This is a genomic window from Burkholderia territorii (assembly GCF_001718335.1).
Taxonomy (GTDB): Bacteria; Pseudomonadota; Gammaproteobacteria; order Burkholderiales; family Burkholderiaceae; genus Burkholderia; species Burkholderia territorii.
In genome coordinates, this window is the sequence record NZ_CP013367.1 from 199,059 (window position 1) to 216,821 (window position 17,763).

Below are 17,763 nucleotides of genomic sequence, written 5' to 3' on the forward strand. Positions count from 1 at the left end.
GCCCGCGCGGTCAGCGGCGACGCTGCTGCAGGCGGTAATACCAGTCCATCAGCGGCGTCGCGGATACGCCGTGCGCGATCACCGATGCCGACACCACGGCCAGCACCGGCGCCGCGAGCGGGCGTACCGCGCTGGCCGGCCCGTGTTCGAGCGCGAACAGCAGGTAGTAGAACGAGCCGATCCCGCGGATTCCGAACCACGCCATCAACCGCCGCTGCGCGTGGGTCGCGCGCGAGCCGGTCAGCGTCAGCAGCACGGCGAGCGGCCGCACGGCCACGAACAGCACGACGGCGAGCCCGATCGAGCTCCACGTCAGGAGCGGGGCCGACAGCGTCGCGAGCACGCTGCCGATCATCGTCATGATGAGCGCCTCGGCGATCCGTTCAAGCTCGATCGTGAAGTCCAGCACCGATTCGGTCATGAACGCGTGCACCTTCTCCGGGTGCTTCTCGGTCGCGACCACGTCTTCCGAGTCGATTCGACCGATGACTTCGCGCGGTCGCCGGTCGCCGCTCGCGCGATGCTCGACGCGTCGCATCGCGACGCCTGCGGCGAACGTCGCGATGAAGCCGAACGTATTCGCGAGTTGCGCGGCGCCGAACGACAGCACGATCAGTGCGAGCGCGAAGAAGCCTTCGAACCCGAGCGCCTGGGCGTAGCGGGTGCGCAGCCAGCCGATCGCCTTGGTGGCGGCCGCACCGAGCAAGCCGCCGATCGCGGCTGCGCCCGCGATGCCCCACAACACGGCAAGCGCGAACGCGCCGGTGAGGGCCGGCTGCGCGTGCGGCGTGCCGGGCGCGCCGCACAGCGCGAGGCCCGCGAGCGCGAACGGCAACGCGATGCCGTCGTTCAGCCCGCCCTCGCCGGACAGTGCGAAGCGCACCAGGTCGCGGTCGCCGGGATCGTGCACCTGCACGTCGTGCGCGAGCACCGGGTCGGTCGGCGCGAGGATCGCCGCGAGCAGCAGCGCGGGCCCCCATCCCAGCCCCAGCGTCAGCACCGCGCAGCCGGCGAGCAGCGGCACGGTGACGACCATCGCGAGCAGGCCGAGCCGGCAGGGAACGAGCCACAACTTGTCGGACAGCGGCACGCGCAGGCGCAGGCCTATCGCGAACAGCGACACCAGCAGCGCGACCTCGACGATCTCGCGCAACAGCGGCGCGTCGCGTTCGATGTCGAGATGCAGGAGCCCGGCGCCGGACGGGCCGAGCGCGACGCCGAGCGCGAGATAGATCATCGCGCTGCTGCACGGCAGATGACGTAGCGCCGACGTCGCGACGCCCATGCTCATCAGCACCGCGCCGATGATCAGATACCACAGCGTTTCATGCATTGCGTGCTGGCGGAGTGAGTCGATACGGAGCGGGTGGACGGCGTCACGGCTTGCGGCCGAACGCCTCGCGCAGTTTTCGCTTCGCGCGTTCGAGCGTCGCGCGGCGCGTCTTCGGCAGGTTGCGGCCCGCGCGGTTCACGTAGAAGTTGAGCATCGACATGGCCGACTGGAACGGCGGCGCCTTGCGGCGGCGGCTGTGCTCGGCCGAGCGCTTGAGCGATGCCGCGATCTCGCCCGGGTCGTCGGACTTGAAGATCTCGGGTTCGATGTCGAGCGCATCGCTCTTTCGCATGACATCGGCGGACCAGCGCTTGCGGTGATGCGGATCGTTGCTGCGCGCGCGGCCGGGGCGGCGCGTCACGCGTTTGCCGTGCGGACGGGAGGCGGTAGCTGAAGGCATGACAGGGCTCCGTACGGGTCGATCGTGCTGCGCAGCAAGCGATGTGCCGCGCATCGCCGACGGCACGTGCCTTGCTGGACCATGGGCGCAGGAAATTCCACGACAGCCGTTCCATTGAGGGAGAACGTTCCATGAAGCCAGTATTCGAATCGAAATCTGCCGCGCGCCGAGTTCTTGCGTGCGCGGCCGTCGCACTCGTCGCGGCCGCGCCGGCCGCATGGGCGCAGAATTCGCAGCGCTCAGACGAGGGCACCGGTGCGCCGATCCTGTCGCCGCCGGACACATCGGCACAGGGCACCGGCGGCGGTATGACGAATGGCAATACGGCAGCGCCGCCGCCCGCGACGCGCATGCAGGAGCCGCGCGCCACGCGTTCGCACGCGCGCCCGCATGTGCGGACCAAACCGGGCGGCCCGAGCGGGGCCGGGACGGGCGGCAGCGGCAGCACGGGCGGCGCCAACGGCGGCGGCAGCGCGGGAGGCAGCGCCGGCATGGGCGGCGTAGGCGCCGGCGAGGGCGGCACCGGTGCGGGTGCCGGTAACGGCCGCTCGTCGGGCGCGACAGGCTCCGGGGGCGGCGGCGCGGGCGGTACGGGCAGCGCGGGCTCGAGCGGCTATTGACGATCACGGTGTCGCGCCGGCGCGACCGGCGCGGCGCGATGGCGGGGCCGGCCGCGGGGCCGGCACCTGCCACCACGCGGGAGCACATCATGGACTCGAATCACCGAACCTCGTTCGACCCGGTCGAACTCGACACCGACGAGGTCGACACCGACGATCTCGATACGACGGTCCATCTCGACGTCGAGACCGGCAGGATCACGTTTCATGCGGCATGGGCGCTGGCGCCAGACGCGCGGCCCGAGACGCCGCGGCACTCGGTCGTGCTCGCGCTCGACTGCGACACGATGCAGCGCTACGCAGATCTCGACGACGGCGCGCGGATGCGCGTGCACGCAATGCTGCACGATGCCGTGCAGGCCACGCTCGATACGCTGCCCGACGTTACCGAGGACCTGACGCTGACGGTCGAGCTGACCGACGCGATGCTCGACGCGGCGCGCCATCTGCAGTGAGCATGCCGGGCCGACAGCGGCCCGCGCGCGGCCGCGGACGTGGCCGTGCATGATTGCGCCGGATGGCCGCCGCCAGGCATTCCGGTTACATCTCCGTTGAAATCTTTGCAGATGCCCGCATCCGCGGCATGACGGCGGGTCGGCCTGTGCGTCGCGCGGCCGCTCGCGTGCGTGAGTGCCTTCGCGATTGCGGGTCATGCCCCATGGAGACGATGGCTGCGCGACGTCATCCCGCGCGGCACGCCGATTGCGGCGCGACCGGCACGGCACGACCGGTGCCGCAACATCACAGGGAGCGCTCCATGACCGGAAAGCTGGATCATTGCAAGGTGGCGATACTCGCCGTCGACGGCTTCGAGGAAGCCGAGCTCGTCGAACCGCAGCGCGCGCTCAAGGCCGAAGGCGCACAGGTGGACGTGATCTCGCAGAAGGGCGGCGAGATCCAGGGATTCAGGCACGTCGACAAGGGCGAGCGCGTGAAGGTGGACCGCACGTTCGACGATGCGCGCGAAGGCGACTACGACGCCGTCGTGCTGCCCGGAGGCGTCGTCAACGGCGATGCGATGCGGATGGTGACGGCCGCGCGCGAATTCGTGACGGCCGCAGTCGGTGCGGGCAAGCCGATCGGCGTGATCTGTCACGGCGGCTGGCTGCTCGTGTCGTCGGGGCTGGTGGAGGGCCGCACGATGACGAGCTGGCCGAGCCTGCAGGACGACATCCGCAACGCGGGCGGCAAATGGGTCGACCAGGAGGTCGTGCGCGACGGGAACCTGATCACGAGCCGCAAGCCCGACGATCTGCCCGCCTTCAACGGCGCGCTGGTGCAGTGTCTCGCGTCGCGAGGGGCGTGAGCGATGCCGGCCGATTCGATCCGTCACGTGACGTTGACCGACGCGCCGCCGGAATTCGACGGCGCGGCGCTGCAGATGCGCTTCGTCGTCGACGTCGACGGGAAGCCGCTTACGTGCGCGATCACGGTCGAGGCGCTCGAGGACCATTTCGGCGCGCGCTCGGCGCTCGAAGCCGACCTGCGCGACGCGTTCGAGCGCGGCCGTGCGCGCATCGAGGCCGCGTGCGAGGAAGTGCTCGCGGACGGCAAGGGCGGCGTGGAACTGCACAGCGGCTATTTCCGCGTGCGCGACACGGCAGCCGGCAAAACGGCGCGGGCCGGGCTGTTCCGTTCGAGGAAGTCGTGATCGGCCGGGCTGCGCGAGCGGGCCGGCGTCGCGCTCGCGTGCGTGCTTACACGCCGTTGAAAACTTTGCAGCGGCGCGTCGCGCGCTTGCGGTGACACATCGCGCCGCACGCCGCTCGCACGCGGCGCGACCGCGTCCCGCCATCTGGCACGCTACCTGCATGCTTCTGTCGTCGCCGGCGCGCCTTGCGCGCCGCGCGTCGCCGCGATGCCGCCGCTGCATCGTGCGTAGCCGCCAACGGGGATACGAGCATGCTGACCGCCCATGAATTCGCCGCGCTGTTCCTGGTGCATCGCGCACCGGAACAGATCCAGACCGACCGCGACGACATCGTCGCGCTGCTCGAACGACAGTTGATCGTGATGCGCCGGGACGCGTCGGGCGCGAGCCGCCCGGCGCTGACCGACGACGGGTTGACCGTCGTCCGCTGCGTGCAGCGGCACGACGGCCACGGCGCCGGCGGCGCCGACGCGTGACACGCGATGCATGATGCGCTCGCGCGCAGCCGCTGCGCGGCTCAGCGCGCGATCGCGACCGGCGTGTTGACCTGCACGACCGGTGCGTCGCCGTCGAACGGCGGCGCGCACAGGAAGCGATCGATCACGCCTGCTTCGAACAGCAGGCAGTAGGTCGAGCCGCCGTACTGGAAATAGCCGATCTCGTCGCCCTTGTCGACGCGCTGCCCCGGCACGACTTCGACGACGCACGACGAAACGTCGCCCATTCCGACGAACACCGCCGCGACGGTCCCGATCCCCGGGTCGTCGCAGTCGATCGCGACGATCGCGCGCGCGGCGACGGCCGTCATGTAGCCCTGCGAGTCGTTGAGGCCGGCCGGGTCCGGGCCTTCCGCTTCGGCGACCGAGTAGTACGTGCCGTCGACGCGATACGCATGCGTGACGGTGCCGCGCACCGGCGCGTGCCAGCGGTGATAGTTGTACGCGCTCAGATAGGCCTGGTACAAGTCGCCGCCGACGAACCGCTCGGCGAGCGGCAGCCGCGCTGGCGTGAAGATGTCGCGCAGCGAATACGGCTGGCCCTTGATCCAGAACGTGTCGCGGATCTTCACGTTCGATTCCGTGTGATACGGCGCGGCTTCGCACGCGCTGACGATCACATGCGCATCGTCCGGTGCCGCGACCGGCCGCGCGCCCGCACGAAAGCGCCGCGTGAAGAAGTCGTTCCACGAGTCGAAGCCCCAGTGAGGCTGGTCCTCGCGATACTGGAATTGCGATAGGCCGAGGCGCTTGCGCGCTTCGTCGCAGAACCAGCCGTCCGGCGGCGACGTGTCGAGATGCGTGCGCGAATGCGGGCCGCCGAGAAAGTCGCACCACACGTTCAGCACCTGCTTCAGATGCGCGTTGACCGTCGGGTCGCGAAACACCGCGTGGCCCGACGGCATGCACATCGGCCAGTCGAGGAACGCGTTGAGCGGGCACACGATCAGGCTCGATTCGCTGAAGGGTGGCGTGTACGTCATCAGATGATCGATCACCGTCATCAGTTCGGCGATCGATGCGTAGCCCAGCGTGCGGCCTGCTTCGCGTGCCTCGCCGATCGCGCGGGTGAGGTTCATGCGCAGCACCGGATCGTCGTCGAACAGTTGCGCGAGCGCCTGCACGGCCGGCGTGCGCAGCCGTTCGCCGGCATGCGCGCGTGCGGCAGCGGCGATTGCCTCGCGATACGCGGCCAAATGCGATTCCTCGCGGGCCATCCATTCGCCGAGACGACGGCGCGTGGCGGGCGCCGTGCTGGGAGCGGTCGTCATGGTCACCTCCGGCAATCGTTGCGATACGAACGGACGTAGCAATGCGCCTGCCCGCTGCGCGGCATCGAAATTGCTGCGCTGGGGCGACGGAATCCTTCGACGATTCGGGAGAGGACACATGAACGCAGCTTCGAATATGCGACAGACGAACGATGCGGCGTCGACCGACGAGCGCCGCGGTGGCGAGCAGCGGACCGTGGCGCCGACCCGCACGCGGGCACGGGTGCGGGCGAGAACGGCGCGTGACGCAGGACGGCGGCCCGAACGCGGCAGCGGAAACGGGCCGGTGGCGCCGAGCGGCCGCCACGAGACCGGCGAGCCGCACTGGGAGGACGACGGCGGCGAGATGCCGCCGGAAGAGTGGTCGTGACGCGGCGGCGGGCACCGAATCGACGGTGCCGGTTCGGTCACTGCGGATCGATCAGCTTCAACGTACCTGCCATGTGCAGGAACTGCCCGTCCTTCAGCGAGATGTTCGTGTTCACGGTGCCGCGCGCGAAATCCTCGACGTGCACGACGTTCGAACCCGTGGCCGGCTCATGCCAGTACACCATGTACACCTGCGGACGAATCTCGCGCGCGGTGTACTGCACCGTATCCGTTACGCCCTTGAACTGGCCGGCGGTGCCGACGAACGACATTGTCTTGTCGTCCTTGAAGCGCAGTTCGAATACGGTATCGCCGAATTGCACGCGCGCCGTCTTGCCTGCGGCCGGAAACGGGGCGGGCGCGGGCCACTGCATCTCGCCCTTCGCGACCTTCGCGCTCAACTCGAGCGACGACTTCTCGCCGAGCCCCGGATAGCGTGCGTCCATGGCGGCGATCAGGGCGGCCGAATCCGTCGCGCGCGCCGTCTCCTGGTCGAACGCCGTCAGATACGCGCGCGTGAACGCGACGCCGGTCGTGAACGGCAGGCTGCCATCCCGATTGGGCAGGTAGTGGCCGGGCACGACGCGCGCCGGCTTCAGCGCGTCGATCCGGTCGAGTGTCGCGAGCCAGTTCGCGTGCGACAGCGGCGTCTGCGTGTCGGCCATCCACACGTGGATGTTCGCGGCGACCGGGATGCCGCCCACCACGGTCCGCTCGGAAGGAATCCAGACGAACGTGCGATCGGGCGTCGGGCCGTCGAGCCCGACGATGCGCAGCGGTTGCCCGTCGACGCGCAACGTGTCGCCGGCGAGCGGCTGCGGCACGATCACCGAAGCCGGCGCATTGTCCTTGAGGATGGGGCCCCAGTACGCAAGCTTGCCGTCCTTGCTGGCCTCGATCGCGGCGATCGTCTGCGGCGTCGCGACGATCTTCGCGTCCGGGAATGCCGCGTGAATGGTGTCCAGTCCGAAGTAATAATCGGGATCGGCGTGGCTCACGTAGACCGCCTTGAGCGTCTTGCCGGTCGCCTTGATCCGGCTCACCAGTGCCTTGGCATCGTCGCGCTGGAATTGGGCGTCGATCAGGATGGCTTCGGTCTTGCCCGACACGATCTCGGACGAAACCGGGAAGATTCCCTTGGTACCGGGATTGTAGACATCGACGGTAAGCGGCCCGGCGATGCTCGCAGACGCGACGCCGAACATCGCGGCGGCGGCAAACATGGAAGAAATCAGACGACGAAGCGACATGACGAGACCCCTGGTAGAAGTTGAGTGCGCACAGATTAAATGAAACTGACGTAGTTACAAATAGTTGATGTGTTGATCGTCTATTTCCTGTCGCGAACGAATCGACGGGTGCACGCCGCGAGCGTCCTGTTTTATCGTTTCCATATTTCGAGTAATATCGAAAAATGGAAACGAACCAGACCATCGCCGCGCTGTCGGCCCTCGCGCACGAATCTCGCCTCGCCGTATTCCGCGCGCTCGTGCAGGCCGGCCCGTCGGGCCTGCCCGCCGGGCAAATCGCGACGCTGCTCGACGTGCCGCCGTCGTCGCTGTCGTTTCATCTGAAGGAACTGGCCCACGCGCAGCTCGTCACGAGCCGCCAGGAGGGCCGCTTCGTGATCTATTGCGCGAACTTCGCGACGATGAACGGGCTGATCGGCTACCTCACCGAAAACTGCTGCGGCGGCAATCCGTGCGCGCCGGTCTCCGCCTGTTCGACCGCCTGCGCCGACCAAACGTAAGCAAAGCACCCGCCGATGACCACCAACGTCCTGATCCTCTGCACCCACAACTCCGCGCGCAGCGTGCTCGCGGAGGGCATGCTCAATCACTGGGCCGCGAAACTCGGCCGCGACGTGCGCGCGTACAGCGCCGGAAGCGCGCCGAGCGGCCGGCTCAATCCGTTCGCGCTCGATGCGCTCACGCGCGCGGGCGTCGACGTCGCCGGATACCGCAGCAAGAGCTGGGACGAGTTCGTCGGCGACGGCGCGCCGCGCATGCGCATCGTCATCACGGTCTGCGACAGCGCGGCCGCCGAGGCGTGCCCGTACTGGCCCGGCAGTCCGGTGAACGTGCATTGGGGCTACGCCGATCCGTCGAACGCCGAGGGCGGCGACGCCGGCAAGCGCCTCGCGTTCGAGCTGACGCGCGAGGCGATCGGCTACCGGATGCTGCAACTGCTGGCGTTGCCGCTCGAGCGCTTGAACGACGCCGAACTGCAGGCCGCGTTGATCGCCATCTCGCGAAACTGAGCGTCCGCGCCGGCGCACGGCGCGAACCGTGCACCGCTTGCGCTTTTTCGGTATCGAACCTGTCCGATGAATACGTCCAACACCGTCCCGCCTTGCGACGCCGCTGCGAAGCCGGCGATCAATTTCTTCGAACGCTACCTGACGGTCTGGGTCGCGCTTTGCATCGTCGCCGGCATCGCGCTCGGCCAGGTGCTGCCCGACGTGTTCCAGCGGATCGGCCGCATCGAGTACGCGCAGGTGAACCTGCCGGTCGGCGTGCTGATCTGGGTGATGATCATCCCGATGCTGGTGAAGGTCGACTTCGACGCGTTGCACGAAGTGCGGCAGCATGTGAAGGGGATCGGCGTCACGCTCGTCGTGAACTGGCTCGTCAAGCCGTTCTCGATGGCCTTTCTCGGCTGGTTGTTCATCCGCCAGCTGTTCGCGCCGATGCTGCCGGCCGACCAGCTCGACAGCTACGTCGCCGGCCTGATCCTGCTGGCTGCCGCGCCGTGCACGGCGATGGTATTCGTATGGAGCCGGCTCACGGGCGGCGATCCGCTGTTCACGCTGTCGCAAGTCGCGCTGAACGACAGCATCATGGTGATCGCATTCGCGCCGCTGGTCGGGCTGCTGCTCGGGATGTCCGCGATCACCGTGCCGTGGGCGACGTTGCTCACGTCGGTGCTGCTCTACATCGTCATTCCGGTGATCCTCGCGCAGTTCTGGCGCAAGCGGCTGCTGCGCGGCGGGCAGGCGGCGTTCGATGCGGCGATGGCGAGGGTCGGCCCGTGGTCGATCGCCGCGCTGCTCGCGACGCTGGTGCTGCTGTTCGCGTTCCAGGGCGCGGCGATCCTGAAGCAGCCGCTGGTGATCGCGCTGCTCGCGGTGCCAATCCTGATCCAAGTGTTCTTCAACGCGGCGCTCGCATACTGGCTCAACCGCGCGGTGGGCGAGAAGCACGACGTCGCGTGCCCGTCCGCGCTGATCGGCGCATCCAATTTCTTCGAGCTTGCCGTCGCGGCCGCGATCAGCCTGTTCGGTTTTCATTCCGGCGCGGCGCTCGCGACCGTCGTCGGCGTGCTGATCGAGGTGCCGGTCATGCTGCTGGTGGTGCGCATCGTGAACCGGTCGAAGGGCTGGTACGAGCGCGCTCGAGCCAACCCCGGAATCCATTCATGACCGACCGATTGTCCGACCTGCCGCAACTCGCGCCCGAACTCTTCCGCGTGCCGGACGCGAGCCGCTTGCGGCCGGCATCGCCTTCCACTCACGCGCCGCGTTTTCTGCTGCTGTACGGTTCGCTGCGCGAGCGCTCGTTCAGCCGCCTGCTGGTGGAGGAGGCCGCGCGCCTGCTCACGGCGATGGGGGCCGAGGTGCGCGTGTTCAATCCGAGCGGCCTGCCGTTGCCCGACGATGCGCCGGAAAGCCATCCGAAGGTCGTCGAGCTGCGCGAATTGGTGCTATGGTCGGAAGGCATGGTGTGGTGCTCGCCGGAACGACACGGCGCGATGACCGGCATCATGAAATCGCAGATCGACTGGATTCCGCTGTCGGTCGGCGCCGTGCGGCCGACGCAGGGCAAGACGCTCGCGGTGATGCAGGTCAGCGGCGGCTCGCAGTCGTTCAACGCGGTGAACCAGATGCGCGTGCTCGGGCGCTGGATGCGCATGCTGACGATCCCGAACCAGTCGTCGGTGGCCAAGGCGTTCATGGAATTCGACGAAGCAGGGCGGATGAAGCCGTCGGCCTATTTCGATCGCGTCGTCGACGTGATGGAGGAGCTGGTGAAATTCACGCTGCTGACGCGCGACGTTGGTCCGTATCTGGTCGACCGGTACAGCGAGCGCAAGGAGAGTGCGGAGGAATTGTCGAAGCGGGTGAATCAGCGGGCGATCTGAACCGTACGCGTATCGCTCGTCCAATCGGGAGTCGATGTCATGCAACTTCGCCCTGCCGCGTCATCCGACCTGGCCGCGATCGACGCATTGCTTCGCGCGTCGAACCTGCCTGTCGAGGGTGTCGCCGAGTATCTGCAGCACTTCGTCGTGCAGGCCGATCCGCAAGGCTTGAGCGGATGCGGCGGTCTCGAATACCACGGGGACTTCGCGCTGCTCCGGTCGATTGCCGTCGCACCGGCCGCGCGAGGTCACGGCGTCGGCCGCGCGATCGTTGCGCGGCTGATCGCGACTTGCCGCGCGCGGCAAGTCCATTCGATCGGCTTGCTGACGACGACCGCGGAGGATTATTTCGCCGGTTTCGGATTCGTGCGCGTCGCCCGCGACGATGTACCGCGCCCACTGCTGGCGTCCAGCCAGTTTCAACGCGTATGTCCGGACACGGCCACCGCAATGTTGCTGGCATGTTGAGCGGACAGGCCGGAACGCGATGAGAAGGGTACCTCGGCGCGCTGGCCGCGTTCGCGTCTAACCGGTCACGGGCCCTTCGTATCGGCGGACACCAGCACCGCAACCGGCAACGCGGCCAGACAACGATCGAGCCGAATCACGCCGTCCGTCGCCGCGAGTTCGCTTCCGTCGCCGAGGCAGTCGATCCACCGCTCGCCGGCGCCGCGCGGCACGATCACGGCCGTATCGCCCCATTCCCGTGGTTCCACGCGCGGCAGCTCGGGCGCTTCGCCGAGCAGCCGGCATGCGAGCCGCGTCACCACGACCACGACCGTCACCGTTTCGTCGCGGCGCGCGAACGCCACGGCATGCCGCCCGAGTTTTCCGCGCACGCGCAGCGGCAGGTACGCGCCATCCGCGAACGTCGCCGGCCAGCGCGCGCGCGCCGCGAGCATCCGCTCGACGAGCGCGCGCTTCACGCGCGCATCGGGCCAGTCGCGCAGGTACGCGGCAACCGGCTCGTCGACCCACTCGGCCGCCAGTTCCGCGAACGGCACGTCGCGCCGGTTGTCCGGATCGACGAGCGAGTGATCCCATGACTCGGTACCTTGATACAGGTCCGGGACGCCCGGCGACGCCATCCGCAACGCCGCCTGCGCGAGACTGTTGACGACGCCGGCCGGCGCGATCCGCGCGACGAACGCATGCAGTCGATGCACGAAATCGCCCGTGCCGTGCGGCGTCAGGATCGCGCGGACGAACGCCTCGCACGCGCGCTCGTAGTCCGCGTTCGGCGCGAGCCAGTCCGTATGGCGTTTCGCCTCGCGCAGCGCCTTGGTCTGCCAGCGCACCACACGCTCGGCGAGCGCCGCGAGTCCGGCCGCATCGTCCGGCGCGAGCCCCGGCGGCCAGCAGCCGACCAGCGTCTGGTACAGCATCGCCTCCGCGCAAGGCCCCGGCGTCCACGCGAGATCGCGCTGCGCGCCGCCGCGCCGGGGCTGGTTCAACGCCGACCAGTCGAGCGACACCGCGCGCCAGAGGTCCGGCACTTCGCTCAGCACCGCGAGCCGCGCGCGCGCATCCTCGCCGCGCTTGTGATCGTGCGTCGCGGTTGCGATCAGCGTGTGCGGAACGGTGCGCGCGCGCCGCCGGTTGCGTGCATGGAACGCGCCGCGCGACAGGCTGAAATCGCCGGCATCGGCGCCGACCTCGTTGCGCGACAGCAGCCGTCCGTAGCGATAGTTGGCCGTGTCCTCGACGCCTTTTGCGGCAAGCGGCGCGGTGAGCTGCGCGAACGCGACGCGCGCCGCGTGCAGCGCCGCGACATCGGCGCGCGGCACGCGCGTGCCGGGCAGCCCGAGCCAGCCGGCGACGCGATCAAGCGCGTAGCGGTCGGACGGATCGATCGCCGCGCACGCCGCGTCGTACGCACGCGTCAGCACGCGACGATCGGTGTCGGCCGGCTCGTCGCCCGGTGTCGGGTACATCCGGTACACGGGCAGATGCACGGCGAGCTCGCCCAGCACCCGATGGATCGCAATCCGGCTGATGTCGCGCGTCGCGGGCGCGGCGCGCGCGATGCGGTGCAGCGCCCGTGCGACGCGTTCGTGCTCGCCGGCAAGCTGCCGCATCAGCACGCGCCGCTTGCCGGCCACCGCTTCCTCGGCGAACGAGCGCGCCGAGCCGGACACGGCTGCCCAGTGCGCGGCAAGCGGCGCGGCGCCGGCCGGGTCATGCAGCAGCGCTGCGACGTCGTTCATGAAGTCGTAGCCCGTCGTGCCGTCGACGCGCCAGTCCTCGCGCAGCGTCTCGCCCGGCGCCAGGATCTTCTCGACGACGACGTACGGCCGCTCGTCGCGCTGCGCGGCGAGCCGCGCATGCAGGCGCCGGCAATACGCGCGCGGGTCGGCGAGGCCGTCGACGTGATCGACGCGCAGGCCGTCGATCAAGCCCGCCGCATGAAGTTCCAATGGCAGCGCGTGCACCGCGTCGAACACCGCTTCGTCCTCGACGCGCACGGCCGCGAGCGTCGCGATGTCGAAGAAACGCCGCCAGTTCAGTTCGTCGGCGGCCGTGCGCCACCATGCAAGCCGGTAGTGCTGGCGCTCCAGCAGCCGGTGAAGGCAGGCGCGCGAACGCGCGCGGCGCGGATCGGCGCCACGCAAAATCGCGTCGAACGCATGAGGGCCCTGCGCTGCGGCGTAGTCGCGCAACGCGTTGCGCGCGTCCGCGACACGTGCGCTGCCGCGCCCCGACGCGGCGTCGAAGCGTTCGGCGAGCGCGTTCAGGTCGGCGCGATTCGCGATGCGCAGGATGTCCGCATGGGTCGCGACGGCGACCGGCAGCCTCCTGCCCGGGCATGCGATGAAGAAGCGCCCGGTCGACGGATCGGCGCCGAGCGTGATGTCGCCGGCCGCGAGCGCGTCGCCGTACGGCGCGCCGAGGCACGGCAGCAGTACCTTGCCGGCGAGCGCCGGGTCGGGCGGATGCCAGTCGATGTCGAAGTAGCGTGCGTACGGGCTCGCCGGCCCCCATTCGAGCACGTCGTTCCACCAGTCGTTCGACGCGCCGCCGACGCCCATGTGGTTCGGCACGATATCGACGATCACGCCGAGGCCGCGCGCACGCAGCGCATCGACGAGGCGGCGAAAGCCGGCTTCGCCGCCGAGTTCGGCGCTGATCGCGCGATGGTCGACGGTGTCGTAGCCGTGCGTCGAGCCGGGCTCGGCCGTCGTGACCGGCGACAGGTACAGATGGCTCACGCCGAGCCGCGCGAAATAGTCCGCGTGCGCGGCCGCGTCGTCGAACGTGAAGCCGGCGTGCAGTTGCAGTCGCAGCGTCGCGCGCGGCGTCATTCGTGATCCTCCGGGGCGTGGCGTGCGCGCTCGATCTCCGCGATGCGCGTGCGCACGTCTGCATCGAACAGCGCGTCGACCGCGCGCGGCAGCCGGCGCCGCCAGTTCGGATGGCCGCATGGCGGGCCCGGCAGGTTCGGCTGTTCCGCGAGTGCGAGCAGATCCTCGAGCGGCACGATCGTGAGCGGCGACGGGCTGCGCGCAACGTACGCGAGAACGGCGCCGACGGGCGGCGCATCGGCGGGCGGGACCGGAGCGCCCGCCGGTGCGCAGCCCGCGCGCTGCAACGCGCGCCAGAGCATCGCGCGTTCGGTGGCGCGTTCGGTCCGGGCGGCCGTGACGTCGGGAGCGGGCGTTTTCTGCGCGGAGCGCGGGTCGTGGCCGTGATGCGCGGCCGGTGCATCGTCACGCATGACCGGATCGTTCCGTTCATCGTGATTCGAGCCGTGTGCGGCGGCGGCGCGACCGATGTCGTCGCCGGCATCGCGGGCTCGCGCGGCAGGCCGCGGCGGGTGGCTTCGATCGACCGCGCGCGTGGGCTCGCACGCATCGGCATCGGCATCCACATCCACATCCACTTCCGCGCCGGCTCCGGCCGCTGCCCGCCGCCAATCGAGATCGACACCGCGCCACCAGCCGGCAACCGTCGGCAGATCATGCGTCGACGTCATCGCGATCGCGTCGCGATCCCACGCCGACGGCGACCGAAACGCGCGATCGGCTTCACGTTCGAACCACAGCACGCGCATGCCCGCGATACCCTGCGCGCCGAGCCGCTCGCGAAAACCCGCCGGCACCGTGCCGAGATCCTCGCCGATCGCGACCGCGCGATGCCGTGCGGCCTCCAGCGCGACCAGCCGCACGAGATCGTCGAGCGGATAGCGCAGGTACGCGCCGTCGCGCGGCGACCGGCCTTCCGGCACGATCCACATGCGCGCGAACCCGAGCACGTGATCGATGCGGATTCCGCCCGCATGCGCGAAGGCCGCGCGCAACAGCTCGATGAACGGCGCGAAGCCGTTCGCGCGCAGCGCGGCGGGCGTCCACGTCGTGACGCCCCATGCCTGGCCGTCGGCGTTGAACAGGTCGGGCGGCGCGCCGACCGACACGCCGCGCAGCAACGTCGTGCCGTTCGCCCACGCATCGCTGCCCGCGCGATCGGAGCCGACCGCGAGATCGGCGATCAGTCCGACCGCCATCCCCGCATCGCGCGCCGCGCGCTGTGCGTGGCCGAGCGCGTCCGACGCACACCATTGCAGGAACGTATGGAACGCGATCGACTCGGCATGCGCGTGAGCGAACGCGTCGACCTCGGGCGACGCCGGTATTCGCCATTGCGCCGGCCATTGCCGCCAGTCCGCGCCGATCCCGTGTTCGATGCAGAACGCCTGCAACGCGTCGAAGCGCGCATGCGCGTCGAGTGCCGCACCGCCCGCCGCGCGGAATCGCTCGAACGCATCACGCGACGGCTCCCCGTTCGCGCGCCACGCATCGAAGCACGCGCGCAACCGGCGCAGTTTCAGCGGCAGTGCGTGCGGCCAGTCGATCAGCGACGCGTCGCCTGCGTCAGGCATGCCTGACGCCGCACCGTGCGTTCGCCGCACGATATCGGCCCCCGGCACCGCGTCGCAGTCGAGATACGCGATGTTGTGCCAGCGCCGCGACGACGGCGAATACGGGCTGTCGTGTTCGGGCAGCGCCGGATACCCGGCATGCGTCGGACTGATCGCGACCGCCTGCGCGCCGTGCCGCGCCGCGCGCGTGGCGAGGTCGGCGAGCGCCGTATAGTCGCCCGCGCCGTCGTCGCCCGGGCGGCGCAGGCTGTAAATCTGGGCCGCGATGCCCCAGTGGCGCCGTGCGTCGTCGCTGCCGTCGAACGGCCGCGCACGCGGCGGCGCGATCGCAAGCCCGATCCGCTGCTCGCCGATATCGAGCGCGTGATGGCCCGGCACCGCGAGCGGCGGCAGCGTGCCGTGCTCGCCCGCGCCGGTCACGCGCCCGTCGACGTGGCCGCCCGTCTCGAGCGTGATCCGGAAGCGCGTGCCGGGCGATGCGACGCCGCGCGGCAGCGTGAGCGGCACGCCCGCGTCGCCGGTCACGACACGCGGCGTCGCGTCGTGCGCTTCGACCAGCGCGGCCGCGCTGTCGACCCGCTCGATCGGCGTGCCGCACGGCCAGCCGAGCGCGTCGACGAGTGCGAACAGCGCGTCGTCGTCCACGCGCCGGGCGACGCCGCCGGCATCGATCCAGTCGGGCTCCAGCCCGGCCGCACGCGCGAGTGCTGCGATGGAAACGTCGGTCGTCATGGCCGCGTATGCCCGTTCGCGCGATGGCTCAGCGCATCGTGGTTGACCGCGCCGTCGCGCCACGCGATGCAGGTCCGCGCGGGCAGCCGCCCGTCGGCCAGCCGGTCGCGGGCGCGCGGCGGCGTCTCGAACACGATCTTGCCGACCGGCAGCGCGGGCAGCATCGCATCGTGCGAGCCGGGATTGAACGCGATCGACAGCGTGCTGCCGTCGCCGAGCCGCCAGCGTGCGACGAGCGCGTCCGGGGCGTCGTCGCCGTTGCCGGCCAGCAGCTCGACGCCGAGTGCGCGGGCACCCGGCAGATGCGGCGTCACGAGCGCCGCGCGCACGGTCAGCGCGCTGCGATAGAAGCGCCGCCACGAGTCGGCGTCGGGCCACGCGTCCTCGCCCGCATGGCCGGGCGACGAGCGCACGAAGGTGCCGACGTCGTTCGGATCGGGAATCGCGTCGCGATGGGCGGGGTCGGCGAACGCGGGAAACGCGGCGAATTCGCGGCGCCGGCCTTCGCGCACGGCGTCGGCGAGTTCGCCGCGATAGTCGGTGAAGAACTGGAACGGCTGCGTGCTGCCGTCTTCCTCGCCCATGAACAGCAGCGGTATCTGCGGCGCGAGCAGCATCAGCGCGGTGGCCGCGCGCAGCGCATCGTCGTTTGCTAGCGCGCGCAGCCGTTCGCCGAATGCGCGGTTGCCGATCTGGTCGTGGTTCTGCAGGAACGTGACGAACGCCGTCGGCGGCAGGTGCGCGCTCGGCTCGCCGCGCGGCGCACCGTCGTGCAGCGGCGACGGCTCGCCCTGGTACGCGAATCCTTCGCCCAGGGTGCGCGCCAGGTGGCGCAGCGGTGCATCGGCGTACGCGCGATAGTAGCCGTCGCGCTCGCCGGTCAGCAGCACGTGCGCGCTGTTGTGAAAATCGTCGTTCCACTGCGCGTCGAAGCCGCCGGGCTCGAGCAGGCTCGCCGCGTTGCGTTCGTTCTCGAGCACCAGGTGCACGTGGCGCGCTTCGCCCGCATACGCATGCACGCGTCGCGCAAGTTCGCGCAGCCATGCATCGTCGTCGATCGCATGCGCGGCGTCGATGCGCAGACCGTCGAAACGGAATTCGTCGAGCCAGTACAGCGCATTGTCGAGGAAGAACGCACTCGTCTGCGCGCGCGAGAAGTCGATCGCGGGCCCCCATGCGGTCTGCCGGTCGGCGCGGAAGAATTCCGGCGCATAGCGCGGCAGTAGGTTGCCTTCGGGGCCGAAATGGTTGTACACGACGTCGACGAACATCTGGAGACCGAGCCCGTGCGCGGCGTCGACGAGTGCCTTCAGTTCCTCGGGGCGTCCGTACGACGCATCGGGCGCGAACGGCAGTACGCCGTCGTAGCCCCAGTTGCGCGTACCGGGGAACGCGTTGACCGGCATCAGCTCGACCGCGGTCACGCCGAGCGCGGCGATCTCCGGCAGGCGCCGCTGGACGTTCGCATAGCCGCCGCACGCGCCGACGTGCAGTTCATACAGCACCGTCTCGTGCCACGGCCGGCCGCGCCACGCGTCGTTGCGCCAGCGGTACGCGGCCGGATCGACCACCTGGCTCGGGCCGTGCACGCCGTCCGGCTGAAAGCGCGACGCGGGATCGGGCACGGCAAGACCGTCGTCGAGCAGGAAGCGGTACAGCGTGCCGGGGCCGTATGGCGCGACGACCTCGAACCATCCGTCGCCGGCGGCCGGCATCGCGATGCGCTGCTCGCCGTGCAGTTCGACCGCGGCCGTGCGGCTCGCGGGCGCCCACAGGCGAAAGCGCGTGTGCGACGCGTCGATACAGGTCGCGCCGAATGTCGGCACGAACGCCGGTGTGCCGGAAGAATGAGCGGTGCGTGACGTCATGGTGGC

The 17,763-nt window shown here is 69.9% G+C and carries 18 protein-coding genes; 11 read left to right on the forward strand and 7 right to left on the reverse strand.

Features of this window, described 5'->3' with window-relative positions:
• Positions 1–10: 10 nt before the first annotated feature.
• Together WS51_RS27080 and WS51_RS27085 are read right to left on the reverse strand one after the other, a co-directional pair.
• The gene (locus tag WS51_RS27080) at positions 11–1,333 is read right to left on the reverse strand and encodes a cation:proton antiporter (RefSeq protein WP_059848817.1); all 1,323 of its coding nucleotides are present in this window, start codon (positions 1,331–1,333) and stop codon (positions 11–13) included.
• Between the two features lie 43 nt (positions 1,334–1,376).
• A complete protein-coding gene (locus WS51_RS27085; protein ID WP_059452344.1) occupies positions 1,377–1,733 on the reverse strand; it encodes a DUF3175 domain-containing protein in 357 nt (118 codons plus the stop codon).
• 131 nt (positions 1,734–1,864) lie between these two features.
• On the opposite strand from WS51_RS27085, the gene WS51_RS27090 reads away from it, so the two are divergent.
• From WS51_RS27090 to WS51_RS27110, 5 genes are all read left to right on the forward strand, one after another.
• On the forward strand, positions 1,865–2,353 hold the full coding sequence (locus WS51_RS27090) for a hypothetical protein (protein ID WP_059452345.1): 489 nt from the start codon (positions 1,865–1,867) through the stop codon (positions 2,351–2,353).
• An 89-nt stretch (positions 2,354–2,442) separates the two neighbouring features.
• Positions 2,443–2,808 carry a DUF3022 domain-containing protein gene (locus tag WS51_RS27095; RefSeq protein WP_059452505.1) on the forward strand — a complete coding sequence of 122 codons (366 nt, stop codon included), beginning with the start codon at positions 2,443–2,445 and terminating at the stop codon, positions 2,806–2,808.
• Positions 2,809–3,110: 302 nt separating this feature from the next.
• Positions 3,111–3,659 carry a type 1 glutamine amidotransferase domain-containing protein gene (locus tag WS51_RS27100; protein ID WP_059452346.1) on the forward strand — a complete coding sequence of 183 codons (549 nt, stop codon included), beginning with the start codon at positions 3,111–3,113 and terminating at the stop codon, positions 3,657–3,659.
• A 3-nt stretch (positions 3,660–3,662) separates the two neighbouring features.
• Positions 3,663–4,004: a DUF1488 family protein gene (locus tag WS51_RS27105; protein WP_059452347.1), complete on the forward strand. Its 342-nt coding sequence runs from the start codon at positions 3,663–3,665 to the stop codon at positions 4,002–4,004.
• Positions 4,005–4,255: 251 nt separating this feature from the next.
• Positions 4,256–4,480, forward strand: coding sequence for a hypothetical protein (locus WS51_RS27110; RefSeq protein WP_059452348.1), 225 nt, complete (start codon positions 4,256–4,258; stop codon positions 4,478–4,480).
• Positions 4,481–4,521: 41 nt separating this feature from the next.
• On the opposite strand, the gene WS51_RS27115 is transcribed toward WS51_RS27110, so the two are convergent.
• Positions 4,522–5,772, reverse strand: coding sequence for a phosphatidylserine decarboxylase family protein (locus tag WS51_RS27115; RefSeq protein WP_069230104.1), 1,251 nt, complete (start codon positions 5,770–5,772; stop codon positions 4,522–4,524).
• Between the two features lie 118 nt (positions 5,773–5,890).
• Here WS51_RS27115 and WS51_RS27120 point away from each other — a divergent pair, with 118 nt between their 5' ends.
• Positions 5,891–6,142, forward strand: a complete 252-nt coding sequence (locus tag WS51_RS27120; protein WP_059452350.1) for a hypothetical protein — start codon at positions 5,891–5,893, stop codon at positions 6,140–6,142.
• Between the two features lie 37 nt (positions 6,143–6,179).
• Here WS51_RS27120 and WS51_RS27125 read toward each other — a convergent pair whose 3' ends face one another.
• Positions 6,180–7,391 carry an MBL fold metallo-hydrolase gene (locus WS51_RS27125; RefSeq protein WP_059452351.1) on the reverse strand — a complete coding sequence of 404 codons (1,212 nt, stop codon included), beginning with the start codon at positions 7,389–7,391 and terminating at the stop codon, positions 6,180–6,182.
• 164 nt (positions 7,392–7,555) lie between these two features.
• Here WS51_RS27125 and WS51_RS27130 point away from each other — a divergent pair, with 164 nt between their 5' ends.
• From WS51_RS27130 to arsN2, 5 genes are all read left to right on the forward strand, one after another.
• A complete protein-coding gene (locus WS51_RS27130) occupies positions 7,556–7,891 on the forward strand; it encodes an ArsR/SmtB family transcription factor (RefSeq protein WP_059452352.1) in 336 nt (111 codons plus the stop codon).
• A gap of 15 nt (positions 7,892–7,906) precedes the next feature.
• Entirely contained in the window at positions 7,907–8,401 is a 495-nt protein-coding gene (locus WS51_RS27135) for an arsenate reductase ArsC (RefSeq protein WP_059452353.1), read from the forward strand.
• A gap of 66 nt (positions 8,402–8,467) precedes the next feature.
• The gene (gene arsB, locus WS51_RS27140; protein WP_059452354.1) at positions 8,468–9,562 is read left to right on the forward strand and encodes an ACR3 family arsenite efflux transporter; all 1,095 of its coding nucleotides are present in this window, start codon (positions 8,468–8,470) and stop codon (positions 9,560–9,562) included.
• Positions 9,559–10,281 (forward strand): arsenical resistance protein ArsH, encoded by a 723-nt coding sequence (arsH, locus tag WS51_RS27145; RefSeq protein ID WP_059452355.1) that lies wholly within the window; start codon positions 9,559–9,561, stop codon positions 10,279–10,281. Before arsB ends, arsH begins: the two co-directional genes overlap by 4 nt.
• Before the next feature lie 39 nt (positions 10,282–10,320).
• Positions 10,321–10,749: an arsenic resistance N-acetyltransferase ArsN2 gene (gene arsN2, locus WS51_RS27150; protein WP_059452356.1), complete on the forward strand. Its 429-nt coding sequence runs from the start codon at positions 10,321–10,323 to the stop codon at positions 10,747–10,749.
• A gap of 65 nt (positions 10,750–10,814) precedes the next feature.
• Here arsN2 and treY read toward each other — a convergent pair whose 3' ends face one another.
• From treY to treZ, 3 genes are read right to left on the reverse strand one after another with little or no spacing between them, the layout of a single operon-like run.
• Positions 10,815–13,583: a malto-oligosyltrehalose synthase gene (gene treY / locus WS51_RS27155; RefSeq protein ID WP_059452357.1), complete on the reverse strand. Its 2,769-nt coding sequence runs from the start codon at positions 13,581–13,583 to the stop codon at positions 10,815–10,817.
• A complete protein-coding gene (gene malQ, locus WS51_RS27160; protein WP_069230105.1) occupies positions 13,580–15,889 on the reverse strand; it encodes a 4-alpha-glucanotransferase in 2,310 nt (769 codons plus the stop codon). The genes treY and malQ overlap by 4 nt, the downstream gene beginning before the upstream one ends.
• Positions 15,886–17,757, reverse strand: coding sequence for a malto-oligosyltrehalose trehalohydrolase (treZ, locus tag WS51_RS27165; protein WP_059452359.1), 1,872 nt, complete (start codon positions 17,755–17,757; stop codon positions 15,886–15,888). Before treZ ends, malQ begins: the two co-directional genes overlap by 4 nt.
• Positions 17,758–17,763 lie beyond the last annotated feature (6 nt).